10 protein-coding genes and 1 pseudogene are annotated in these 12,168 nt (G+C 59.9%); 6 read left to right on the top strand and 5 right to left on the bottom strand.

Going from position 1 to position 12,168, the window contains the following annotated elements; genetic code table 11:
* Positions 1-16 precede the first annotated feature (16 nt).
* Positions 17-370, bottom strand: a complete 354-nt coding sequence (locus BSU04_RS08830) for a DUF1428 domain-containing protein (protein ID WP_089160263.1) — start codon at positions 368-370, stop codon at positions 17-19.
* Between the two features lie 334 nt (positions 371-704).
* Between BSU04_RS08830 and BSU04_RS47435 the strand changes: the two are divergent.
* Positions 705-901 (top strand): annotated as a pseudogene (locus BSU04_RS47435) (LysE family translocator); the annotation flags it as partial.
* Positions 902-1,379: 478 nt separating this feature from the next.
* Positions 1,380-2,144 carry a hypothetical protein gene (locus tag BSU04_RS08815; protein WP_089160261.1) on the top strand — a complete coding sequence of 255 codons (765 nt, stop codon included), beginning with the start codon at positions 1,380-1,382 and terminating at the stop codon, positions 2,142-2,144.
* 39 nt (positions 2,145-2,183) lie between these two features.
* Here the strand turns inward: BSU04_RS08815 and BSU04_RS08810 are convergent, their stop codons facing one another.
* Entirely contained in the window at positions 2,184-3,017 is an 834-nt protein-coding gene (locus tag BSU04_RS08810) for an SDR family oxidoreductase (RefSeq protein ID WP_089160260.1), read from the bottom strand.
* A 121-nt stretch (positions 3,018-3,138) separates the two neighbouring features.
* On the opposite strand from BSU04_RS08810, the gene BSU04_RS08805 reads away from it, so the two are divergent.
* Positions 3,139-4,032 carry a LysR family transcriptional regulator gene (locus BSU04_RS08805; protein WP_089160259.1) on the top strand — a complete coding sequence of 298 codons (894 nt, stop codon included), beginning with the start codon at positions 3,139-3,141 and terminating at the stop codon, positions 4,030-4,032.
* A gap of 49 nt (positions 4,033-4,081) precedes the next feature.
* Here the strand turns inward: BSU04_RS08805 and BSU04_RS08800 are convergent, their stop codons facing one another.
* From BSU04_RS08800 to BSU04_RS08790, 3 genes are read right to left on the bottom strand one after another with little or no spacing between them, the layout of a single operon-like run.
* On the bottom strand, positions 4,082-5,407 hold the full coding sequence (locus BSU04_RS08800; protein WP_089160258.1) for an MFS transporter: 1,326 nt from the start codon (positions 5,405-5,407) through the stop codon (positions 4,082-4,084).
* 57 nt (positions 5,408-5,464) lie between these two features.
* Positions 5,465-6,655, bottom strand: a complete 1,191-nt coding sequence (locus BSU04_RS08795; RefSeq protein ID WP_089160257.1) for a CaiB/BaiF CoA transferase family protein — start codon at positions 6,653-6,655, stop codon at positions 5,465-5,467.
* Entirely contained in the window at positions 6,652-8,415 is a 1,764-nt protein-coding gene (locus BSU04_RS08790; protein ID WP_089160256.1) for an acyl-CoA dehydrogenase family protein, read from the bottom strand. The genes BSU04_RS08795 and BSU04_RS08790 overlap by 4 nt, the downstream gene beginning before the upstream one ends.
* 111 nt (positions 8,416-8,526) lie before the next feature.
* Here BSU04_RS08790 and BSU04_RS08785 point away from each other — a divergent pair, with 111 nt between their 5' ends.
* The 3 genes from BSU04_RS08785 (at position 8,527) to BSU04_RS08775 (ending at position 12,160) form a co-directional block, all read left to right on the top strand.
* Complete coding sequence (locus BSU04_RS08785; RefSeq protein ID WP_089160255.1) at positions 8,527-9,420, top strand: LysR family transcriptional regulator; 894 nt, start codon at positions 8,527-8,529, stop codon at positions 9,418-9,420.
* A 475-nt stretch (positions 9,421-9,895) separates the two neighbouring features.
* Complete coding sequence (locus tag BSU04_RS08780; RefSeq protein ID WP_089160254.1) at positions 9,896-11,161, top strand: ABC transporter substrate-binding protein; 1,266 nt, start codon at positions 9,896-9,898, stop codon at positions 11,159-11,161.
* A 30-nt stretch (positions 11,162-11,191) separates the two neighbouring features.
* Positions 11,192-12,160, top strand: a complete 969-nt coding sequence (locus tag BSU04_RS08775) for a branched-chain amino acid ABC transporter permease (RefSeq protein WP_256982332.1) — start codon at positions 11,192-11,194, stop codon at positions 12,158-12,160.
* Positions 12,161-12,168 lie beyond the last annotated feature (8 nt).

Below are 12,168 nucleotides of genomic sequence, written 5' to 3'. Positions count from 1 at the left end.
TGGTGGTCACGCGGACTCACACGTCCACGATCACCTCGAAACCGCCGTAAATCATGCGCTTGCCGTCGAACGGAATCGCATTCATGTCAAGCTGCGCCCGAGGATCGGCCATCACCGCTTTCATCCCTTCATCCCTTACCTGACGCGACGGCCAGACAATCCATGAAAACACCACCGTCTCGTCGTCGTTGCGTTTGACCGCCATTGGGAACGACGTCAGCTTCCCTTCCGGCACGTCATCACCCCAACACTCGACTACATTCAATGCGCCGTTTTCCTTGAAGACTACCGCTGCCGATTCAGCAAACTTCCTGTACGTTTCGCGATTGGTCGTAAGCACCGCGACGACAAATCCATCTATGTAAGTCATGAACACTCTCCATGTCGTTGAAAATAAATGGGGCCGCGAAACAACATCTTTCGGATCGGATCGCACTGCAGCACCCGATCACCGCCCTATCCACACGACGCGCAGTGCGCTCGGGAATCGACATGGCGCGCGAACTATTTTATGAGGCATCGCGGGGCATGCGGTGGCGGGTGGTCTGCGAATATTTCCTCCAAAGACTCGGCTGTAAAAAACTCAAAGGGTAATTTTCTTCAATACAGGTACCCACGTCGCCCTATACCTTCGGTCTCCAGGACCTCCCCAACGAGGGAGCCGGCTGATAGACGAGGGGTAATACACGAGCATCTTTCTTTCCATGGCAGCCTTTGCGCTGGCCACGTCCATTTCGCCCAGACCGGTCAATATCGTCGCGCTGAGCGCCGGCGCGCAGTACGGACTTGCGGCAAGCATGCGGCATGTGGCCGGGGCGACGTTTGGCTTCGCGTTGTGCTGTTGTCCACCGGTTTGGGACTGCATGAACTGCTAGGTCGTTGGCCCTATCTAACCAGGATTACGTGGCCAAAGAACGTCAGTACCGCGCTGTGCTTTTGCAGGGGATCAGCGCGCTCGTCCGTCAGCAGGTCATAGAGGCGATTCAATCACGCGTACAACTCGGGCCTGGTGGTCACGGTGGCTGAAAACGCACGGAAATCAAGGCATTGGCTTGCGCCCGGTTCATAATGCGCAGCAAGCCGCAATTAGGTTAGACGGGCCGTTTTCGGCTACGTCCAGGTATAGCCTATCGCTGCGAGGCAGGCTCTACCTGGGCGAACGCTTCAGCATCGATCTGCACCGCGCAGTAAGAAAACACCGTGACCTGCATAATGCTTGTCCTAGCCTTTTGATGACTGACTTAAACGTGCGTAACCAAGAAACCGCCGGTGATTGCCCCGTATGCGGCAACCTGCTGGCATCGCCTGATGCGGCTTGTCCGCGTTGCAAAACTGAACCCGCGGCCGCGAGCACAGCAGAGTCACCCTCGCCTGAAGCAATGCCGAAAAAGGTATTGCCCGACCGGCTCCAAGAAAAGCGGACCCCGGTCGATTCGCCCTATCCGAGCCTGTCGGAAGCGGAAACTTCTACCTTCGCCTCGCAAAGCCAGTCGAGCCGGCGCATCAAGCTTGCCGGGGCCGCTCTCATCACCCTGGCTGCGCTGATTGCGGGCGCTTCGTACCTGTACCACGGGTCCGGTCAAAATAACTACGACATCCACGAAGCGAAGCCCGGGACCGGGCCGCTCGCCGAGAACGGCTTGGTTGTTGCCGCTCAGCCCGGCAGCATCAACGCCCCCGTCACCGCAAAAAACGCCGCGATCGATGTAATGGGAACCATCGATGCGGTGCGTTCGGCCATGGTGCGAGGCGAGCTGAACGCCGCTCGGCAGCAACTGGCGATGCTTCCGCCAGGTGAGGATCAACGGGCTGATGTCCAGCGAATCACCAACGAGTTGGTCCAGCGCGAGCGCGCGCGAGATTCAGCCCTGGGCCTTGCCCGGGCCTGCGAGAAGGCAGGCGACGTGCCCTGCGTCTTGCGATCGGCAGGCGACGCACTAGCGAGCGACGTATCCGATTCCGAAGCGCGCGCAATGCTTCTACGTGCCGTCACGCAGTCGGGCGCAAACCAGGTCACTGCGGTGAAGGTCAACCAACTGGGCGGTTCTCAGATCGTGACGCATCGGCAAGCGTTCGAAAAACGCAGGATCCGGCGCGAACGGCAGATATTGGCGAACGACAACGACGTCTACGGGAAACACTGAGTACGTCACTCAGTTACGTCACTGAGTTACGTCATTGAGTTACGCGTCGTCCAGCTCGGTCGACCGGGCAACGTCCTTCTGCGCATCGAGCTCGGCAAGCCGTTTTGACAGCCCGGCGCGAACCCTGTCGAAAGCGTCGCTGCCCAAGGTCAACCGCATCGGTGCAGGCGTGCGCTCGACGCTATCGATCATGGCCTGGACCATCTTGTCCGGATCGCCTTTCAACACGAACGAACCTGCTTCGATTGCGCGCCGGACATCGCCGGCCGGCGTGTTGTCATAGGCTGCCATGGGCACCGATTTGACAATGCCCCCGCTGAAACTCGTTTTTGCGGGGCCCGGTTCCACGATCGTAAACTCGATCCCAAACGATGCGACTTCCAACGCAACGGCCTCGACGAAGCCTTCAATTCCCCATTTCGTCGCGTGATACAGGCTGAAGTCCGGATACACAATTTGACCGCCCTCTGAGGACACCTGAAGAATCCGGCCGCCGCCTTGGCGCCGCAAATACGGCAACACGGCGCGTATGACCTGGATCGAGCCGATCAGGTTCGTGTCGATCTGCTGCCGGATCTGCTCGTCGCTCAGTTCTTCCGCTGCACCGACCAGTCCGTAGCCCGCGTTGCTGACGACGACATCGATACGCCCCATCTCGGCAAATGCCCGGCTGGTTACCTGCTGAATGGCTGGCGTATCCGTCACATCCAGCGACGCCACCCAAAGGCGCTCGCCGAACTGCTCCTTCAAGCCGTCGAGGGCGTGCACCTTGCGCAACGTCGCCGCCACGCTGTCGCCACGCGCCAGCAGCTTCTCAGTCAGCAGGCGCCCGAAACCGGAAGAGCTACCGGTAATAAGCCATGTTTGAGCCATGTGAGTTGTCTCCAAAAAAGAGCCGCGCCACGAGATTGCAGCGTGTCCTGAAGACCATACTAGACCCCCTCTATTCCTGATACTATCCGCACGATCTCGGATTACTTAGTGAAAATTAGCCATGAATGACCGGCCCGCTCTTGGCGACCTGACGGCGTTGGCCGCGATCGTCACGCATCGCAGCTTCCGCAAAGCGGCGGACGAACTGGGGGTCTCGCCCTCCACGCTCAGTCACATGATGCGAACGCTCGAACTGAAGATGGGCGTGCGTCTGCTGAACCGCACGACACGCAGTGTCTCTCCGACCGAGGCCGGCGAACGTCTCGTCTCCCGCTTGCAACCGGTGCTGAAAGAACTCGACCTTGCGCTGGAAGAAGTCGATGCGGTGCGTAGTCGTCCCAGCGGATCGCTTCGTATCAACGCAAGCGAGCCGGCGGCGCGGCTGCTCATGCAATCGGTTGTCCCTGCCTTCCTTGCGCGATATCCGGACATGTCTGTCGACCTCGCAACGGAGGGCCGGCTGGTCGACATTGTCGCTGGTGGTTTCGATGCCGGTGTAAGACTTGGCGAAGCACTGCCGCAGGACATGATCGCCGTGCGCTTTGGCGGCCCGGTGCGCTTTCTTGCCGTTGCATCGCCCGCGTACCTCGCCGGGCGCAAACCGCCGCTCGTACCGGACGATCTCAAGGAGCACGCTTGCATTCGCGTTCGCCTGCCAAGCGGCAAGCTTTATCGATGGGAGTTCGAGAAACACGGCCAGGAACTGACAGTCGATGCGCCGGGTCCGTTGACCCTCGACCATCCGGGGTTAATGACCGAGGCGGCCGCAGACGGGATGGGGATCGCCTATGTGCCGGATCGCACCGCGCAGCCGTTTATCGATACCGGGAAGCTCGTGACGGTGCTGGACGACTGGTGCCCTGCCATCCCCGGATTGTTCCTCTATTACCCCGGGCACCGCCATGTGCCCTCAGGGCTGAAAGCATTCGTCGACATGCTGCGGGAGATGCCCTGAGCAGGTTCGCGCAAGCACCGGCAGCGCTCCGTGTCGAACGAATCTGGTTTCACGACTGCGGCTCGACAAACGCTCGTTCCATTGAGGGCGATCCTGCATTGCGCCGCCGTTCCAATCGGGCGATGCAAATCAGCGTGATGGCTGCGAGCACGCTATAGAACGCGGCCAGAGGCCACCATTGCCCGGCGTACTGATGCACGAGCACCGTTCCGATCAACGGTGTCAATCCGCCCGCCAACGCCGCGCAAAGTTGATAAGAAAGAGAGATGGCCGAGTAGCGCACGCGTACTGGAAAAACGCTGGTCATGAAGCCCGCCATGACCGCGTACGAACTGGACATGCACATGACGGCAAACCCCACGCCGATCACAATGGCCACAGGCCGGCCCGTCTGGACCAGTAGAAACATGGGATACGGTGACAACATCGCGAGCAAGGCAGCCCGTTTAAGAAAGCGCACGTTACCGATTCGATCGGCCAGCCAGCCAGACGCGAGCTGGGTGCAAAACTGCACGATTGCGACAATGAACAGACAACTCAGCACCATTGCCCGGTCGAAGTGAAGTGTCTGCGTGGTGTAGCTCAACATGAAGGTGTTCACGAACCACGCACCCGCTACGCCAATGACGTTCGCTCCCAGGCAGAGGAGGACCGTGCGCCATTCGTCCCGCACGACGACCGCTATCGGCAGCTTGACGGTCTTGTGTTCAAGTTTCATCTGCTCGAACGCGGGCGATTCGGCCACACCCAGGCGGATAACCAGACCGACCAGCAATAACACCGCGCTCGCGAGAAACGGGACTCGCCATCCCCAACTCCAAAAATCCTGGGCAGGCATCGACGAAACGACCCGGAATGCGATCAGCGACAGAATCAACCCTGCGGGACTCCCCAACTGCGCAAAGGACGCAAAGAAGGTGCGGCGCTTCGCGGGTGCATGCTCACCCGCAAGCAGCACTGCTCCGCCCCATTCACCGCCAATCGCCACACCTTGCGCCACCCGCAGCACGATGAGCAACACGGGCGCCCACACGCCAATGCGTTCGAAGGTCGGCAGAAAACCAATCCCGACAGTGCCGATCGCCATGATGACCAGCGTCGTCAGCAAGGCTTTTTTCCGGCCGATGCGATCTCCCAAATGACCGAACACCAGCCCGCCGAACGGCCGCGCAAAGAAGCCGACCGCGAACGTGGCAAAAGAAGCGAGGGTACTGAGAAACGGATCATGCGAGGGAAAAAACAGTTTGCCGAAGATCAGCGCTGAAGCGGTCGCATAGATGTAGAAATCATACCATTCTATCGTAGTGCCAACGAATGCCGCACCTGCGGCCCGCGCGGGCTGGCGCTGTCCCGGGTGCTGTACGTCTGGGTTCATTTGCTTGTCTCCTGTGTAGGCTCTGCGCACGGACTCGAGCGGTCCGCTTCGCGCGGTTTATCGGGCTTTGACCACACCTGCTGCAATCAGCTTCGCCTGCGTTTCCTGGTCGATACCGAGTGAATCCAGCACGGCGACCGTGTCGGCTCCAAGCGCGGGTGGACGTGATCGATACGTCGCGGGCGTGCGGGACAACTTGATCGGCGTACCGGTTCCGCGATACGCGCCCATCTCCACCACCATCTCTCGATGCAGCGTGTGCGGATGGCGCGCGACATCGTCGACGCCTTGCACGGGGCCACACGGCACGCCTTCCCTGATCAGCATTGCAGCCAGGGCCCTGCATTCGTGCGTGACAAGCAGTGCTTCGAGCGCTTCTTTCAGTTCTGCTCGATGCGCGCAGCGCGTCCGGTTGTCGATAAAGCGTGCATCGGCGGCAAGTTGTGAGGCACCGAGGTGCGTGCACAATTTCAAGAACTGGCGATCATTTCCCACGGCCAGGAAAATCGGTTCGCTTCCGGTCCGGTAGCTGTCGTAAGGCGCAATGTTCGGATGCGCGTTGCCGGTGCGAACAGGCGTCTTGCCGGAGCCGAAGTAGTTCGGCAGATGCGGATGAAGCAGGGATACCCCGCAGTCGTAAAGTGCAATATCGATCGACTGGCCGAGTCCGCTCAAGGCTCGCTCGTGGAGCGCGAGAAGGATGCCGGCGAACGCGTTGAGCCCGGTCACCATGTCGACAATCGGCAAACCCACCCGCAACGGCCCTGCTCCCGCTTCGCCGTTCACGCTCATGAGGCCGGTCATCGCCTGGATGACCGCGTCGTAGCCGGGTAAGCCACCAAGCGGGCCGTCCGGGCCGAAACCTGAGATCGAGCAATGGATGAGTTTGGGAAAACGCGACTTCAGTACCTGCTGATAGCCCATGTTCCAGCGCTCGAGCGTGCCTGGTTTGAAGTTCTCGATCAGGACATCTGCATCGGCCAGCAGTTGCAGGACGATCTCGCGGCCCTCTTCGCGCGTGAGGTCGACCACGATGCCCTGCTTGTTGCGATTCACCCCTTCGAAGTACGACGCGGTTTCTCCGACAAAAGGCGGTCCCCAGCCTCGCGTTTCATCGCCTGCGGGAGGTTCGAGCTTGATGACGGTAGCGCCATGATCGGCAATGGCCTGCGTGCAATACGGGCCACCGAGAACGCGACTCAGATCGATGACTTTCAGCCCCTGGAGGGCGCCTGTTTTCGCGCTCATGATGCTTGCTCACTTTGCTCCGGCAGCAGTCGAAGCGCATCATCCAGCGACAGCGGCACCTCGGCTACCATCAACGCCAGGGTTTCCTGCATGTCGTCCTCTGCGCCAATGGCAAGTGGGTCTCGCGGGAGAAGCTTGTATCGGGCGATCAGGTGGGCGAGTCCCAGCCTTCTGTAGTCAGGTGCCTGCTTTGAGGCTTCGCTTGCCATGAAGATCGCCGTGCACGCGTGATAAAGCGCCGTCCCTGCCTCGCGCACGAATTCATCGCGTTGGGTATCTGCACCGTCGGCACCGAGGGCGACTCGCAGCATGGCGCTACAAGCACGCTCCAACAATGACGCGAAGAGCGCATGGCTGCGTGGCGGCAATCGCGCTTCATCGAGCAGCCGTGCGAGATAGTCTTGCAGCGGTCCGAGCGCGCCTTCGCGCCTGACCGCGCGCGCAATGTCCAGCGCCACGATATTGCTGGTGCCTTCCCAGATCGATCCGAGATGCGCGTCACGTACCAGCCGCGGGTCGCTCCATTCCTCGATATAACCCACGCCGCCGCGCACGTCCATGGCGTCGCCGGTCACGCGACGCGCGTCGCGGCACGCCCGGAACTTGATCAGCGGAGTCAGGATGCGCACGATCTTCTTTGCTTGCTCATCGCCCGCATCGGCGCGAGGCAGATTGATCGCGATTTGCATGAACATGGACCGGGCCTGCTCCGTGGGCAACATCATCTTGACCAGTTGACGCTGCATCAGGGGCAGGTCGACGAGCTTGGCGCCAAAGGCCTCTCGATTGCGCGCAACATGCAGCGCTTCATTGACGGCGCGCCTCATCAGTCCCGCCGCCCGCACGCCGTTGGAGAGCCGCGACATGTTGATCATGTCGGCCATCTGATGAAAGCCGCGTCCTACCTCGCCGATCAGATAAGCATGAGCGCCGTCGAGAATAATTTCGCCGCTCGGCATGGAGCGGCTACCCAGCTTGTCCTTCAGCCGCACGATCCAATAATGATTGCGCGTGCCATCAGCGAGGGTCTTGGGAAGCAGGAACAGCCCCAGTCCTTTCATGCCGGCTGCAGCGCCATCGACATGAGCGAGCACCATCGCCAGGTCTGCATCGGGGTTGGAACAAAACCATTTATCGCCAGTGAGCCGCCATTCGTCACCCGTCCTCAGCGCTTGCGTCGTAATGCCCGCTACGTCGGAACCGGCTGCTTGCTCGGTCATGAACATCGCGCCCTGAAACAAGGTGTCGAAGTCCTGCGAAACCAGGTTCGGCAGGAATCGTTCGACCAGGGCGGCGGAGCCGAACTTGCGCAGCGTGCGTGTCAGGGAATCCGTCATGCTCACCGGGCAGCACAGACCGAATTCGGCTTGGACAAAAAGAAAAGTCAGCGCGTATTTCACGAGCGGCGCAATGGCCTCACCGCGATGACTCATGGACGCAAGTCCGAGCTCGGAATAAGCGATCCGCTCGAGTTCGACGTAAGCGGGATGTTTGTCGATCGATTGGAGATCTTCGCCACGCCGTGTCCGGTGGCGTAACGCCGGCGGGTTCTTGTCGGCCGTTGCGGCCAGCGCATCAAGTTCGTCCGCAGCGCGGCGACCTAGATCGATCAGTTTCGGCTCAAGGGTCTCGTAAGCAGATTGGCCGAGGTACACACGCAACAGCGACCCAAAGCCCGGATCGCTGCAGTAGAAATTGGTGCCCCGGCTGTCGGGAATATTCGACTGGCCAATGACCGGCCCGCGCTCCATGACGCCCATATGCTGTCTCCACGTTTTTGCAGTTTTCCCAAGCTTAGGCGTCACATCGATAATCGTCTAATACCGGTTTTGTTTGGTACGATAAACGCAGCTTATCGATGGGAAAAGGTCATGGAACTCAGGCAACTCCGGTTTTTTGTCGCGGCGGCGGAAGAGCTGCACTTTGGCCGGGCGGCAAAACGGCTTCACGTTTCGCAACCTGCGCTCTCCTTCGAGATTCGTAAATTCGAAGAACAGCTCGGTGTGCAATTGCTCGCCCGAACCAACAAGAACGTGGCACTGACCAACTCAGGGCAAGTGTTACTTAGCGAAGCGCGCAACCTGTTGCAGCAGGCCGCGCAAGCTGAGCGGCTGACGGTGCGATCAGCGCAAGGGCTCGCCGGGCGGCTTCGCGTCGGCTTCGTCAATTCCATGCTGTACAGGGGCCTGTCGGAAGCCGTGAAGCGCTTCGAAGCCGATCATCCGGCACTCGAGATTGTCCTGACCGAGATGAATACGAACGAACAGGTCCCTGCACTCCAACGAATGCAGATCGACGTCGGGTGCGCCTACTGGTGCGATCTGCCGGCGGGTGTTGTCTCGGTCCCTATTGTCACTGAACCGTTTGTCTGCTGCTTGCCGGAACATCACCGGCTGGCGTCAAACAAGATCATCGATCTGCGTAAGCTATCGCAGGATGACTTCATCCTTTTCCCGCGCCAGGTCTCGCCTCATTACCACGACCTGATCATTGCGCTTTGCGTGGAAGCCGGCTTCAGTCCGCGCATTCGTCACGAAGTCAGGCTTTGGCAGACCGTCGTGACCATGGTCGGTCGCGCAATGGGTATCGCACTGGTTCCTCAGGCATTGCGCAGCTCTCCTGACAGGGGCGTAGTCTTCAGGCCGATGAAAAGCAATCGCCTTGTCTCAGACGTACTCGCGCTGAAACGGGGTGACCAACCGGAGCCCGGGCCCGCATTGTTTATTGACTATGTGAAAGAGGCGGCGCTGCGCGCAGCTACCTGAATGGTCGCGGATCAAGCCGGGGACGGGTGTTACCGAGAAGGACCCTTCCCGCGAGAATGCACACTTGACGCACGTGGGCCAATGGGTATTGACTGACTTCTTAAAAAATAGGATAACGAATCATTATTCCATCGTCAAACGTCAACGACGGAATCGAGCAACGTTTGACATCCGTCCTTCATCGAGCGTGATGAAGGTAGCGATCTGAAATTGACGCGCCTACCTGACGCACGCACGAACCACCCGCTTCAGACATCTCACCTGGCCCACCACCGGCTGTCAGTTCGTTTGCTCAGTCCACCCCCTTCAATTCCCTGCTCATATTCCCAGGCGTCGTGCCTGTACCCGAACCCATCATCGTTACTACCAATGTCGGACTTCTGTGCGAATGCTATTGTTATTTGCGCACCTACTTATTTACCGCGATGTCTTCTGACAGGTGCTCCTCCACGACAAAAGAAACGGGGAACCCACGATGTCCAAGAATTCAACGTGGCAGCGCCTGTGCGGCCTCATTCGGGTGGGTACAGCGTTTGCGTCGCTCGGCGTCGCCGTTTCGGCTCACGCTGCGGGAGATCCCATCAAGATCGGGGTTATTGGCGAGGAGTCTGCGGTAACCGGCGCATCGATTACCAAGGCGGCCCAGCTTGCAGCCGATGAGATCAACGCTCATGGCGGCGTAGACGGCCGGATGATCCAGATCATCGCCTACGACGATCACTCCTCTGCATCCGACGGGGTCCGCGCCTTCCAGCGTGCGGCTACCCAGGACAAGGTCGTTGCCGTGATCGGCAGCTACATCAGCGAGGTAGCACTCGCGATGGAACCCTGGTCGGCACGCCTGAAGATGCCCTTCATCACGCCCGGCGCGGCGAGCAACGATATTTCCAAGCACGTCCACGATGACTACAACAACTACAAATACACGTTTCACGGCTGGATGACGTCGGCGTTTATCGCCCAGTCGATCTGCGACTTCTCGCACGACGTCCTGGTGGGCCAGTTCCACATGAAGACGACCGTCGTGATGAGCGAAGATGCCGCCTGGACCAAACCGCTCGACGAGCGTTTCCTCGAATGTCTGCCGAAAGCCGGGCTCAAGGTGCTCGACCACATTCGCTTCAACCCAGACACGTCGGACTTCACGCCGATCTTCAATCAGATCGAAAGCAAGCACCCCGACACAATCACCACGGGCATCAGCCATGTAGGCGTTCAACCGACCGTGCAATGGCATGACCAGCAAGTACCGATCCCCATGAGCGGCCAAAGTTCGCAGGCCACGACCAGCAGTTTCTGGAAGGACACCAACGGTGCCACCGAAGGTGTCATTACGGCGAGCGCCGCGGCTCCGGGCATTGCCATAACGCCGAAGACGGTGCCGTTCGTCGATGCCTACACCAAGCAGTTCGGCGTTTCTCCGGCCTATTGCGGGTTCACGAGCTACGACCTGGTCTACATCCTCGCGGACGCCATCAAGCGAAACCAGGGTGCAACCGATCCGGACAAGATGGTCGACGCGCTCGAGAAGACCGACTATGTAGGGACGATAGGCCGCTGGCAGTTCTATGGCAAAAACGACCAGTTCACGCACGCCCTCAAGTACGGCCCGGGCTACATTACCGGTATCAATCTCCAGTGGCAGGATGGCAAGCAAGTAGCAATCTGGCCGAAGAGCGTAGCCAACGCGACGGTCAAATTCCCGTCCTTCATCAAGCTGCAGCAAGCTGCGGCCAACTAGCCCCGAAAACGAAAAACGGCCGCGCTCCAGATGAATCTGGATCACGGCCGCTGCTCATTCAAGTACGTCATTCACTACGTCGTTCAAGGGATCCGGTCACTTGCCGGGCCACAAGGGGCGGGAATGGTCTGGCTGCAAATCTTGATCGACGGTTTTGCCATCAGCTCCCTGTACGCGCTGGGGGCGATTGGTTTCACGCTGATTTTCGGCGTATCGGGCGTCCTCAATCTCGCGCACGGGGGCGTCATGCTGGTTGCCGCGCTGATGGGCTGGATGCTCGCGGGCGAGGCCCGCATTGGCACCTATCTCGGCACTTTGCTGGGCGTGCTGTCGGGCTTGGCCTGCGCCTATGTGACCTATCTCATGGTCGTGCGGCCCATCCAGCGCTCAGCCGCGATTCCCCGCGAGGAGAAAGAGATCTTCGTGCTCACCGGCACTCTGCTGTGGGGCATCATGATCCAGCAGGGCATGGCCTATCTCTTCACCGACAACCCGGTGACCATGCGTCCGCTGATTGCTGGTGTAGTCAGCATTGCCGGCGTACGCACCCCGCTTAACGAAATCATGATCGCGGTGATCTGCTGGGTCGTAATCGGCTTGCTCTGGCTGTTCGTCAACCGTACGCGCGCAGGCAAGGCACTGCTCGCCGCATCGATCAACCCACGCGGGCTGACGCTGCTCGGCTTCGAGCTCGCTCGCGTCTACTTGCTGGCGTGGACCATCTACGGCGTGCTTGCCGGGGTCGCTGGGGTGCTACTGGCGTCGTTCCTCGGCGTCAGTTCCAACAACACCGGCCAGCTCACGGCAAGCGCCTTCTCGATCGTGGTCCTCGGCGGTCTTGGCAGTGTCTCGGGCTCGCTGATGGCGGCGTACGTCGTGGGCTATCTGGAGACCATTACTGCGTATCTGATCGCACCCACGCTGCGTCCCCTGCCCGCGCTCCTGTTGCTCGTGCTCGTGGTCTATGTACGGCCTCAGGGCTTGCTGGGCCGGCGCTAGCTTGGGAA

The organism is Caballeronia sordidicola (assembly GCF_002220365.1).
Classification (GTDB): Bacteria; Pseudomonadota; Gammaproteobacteria; order Burkholderiales; family Burkholderiaceae; genus Caballeronia; species Caballeronia sordidicola_C.
Note: the sequence above shows the minus strand (reverse complement) of the source record. Positions and strands in the feature narration are given on the sequence as shown.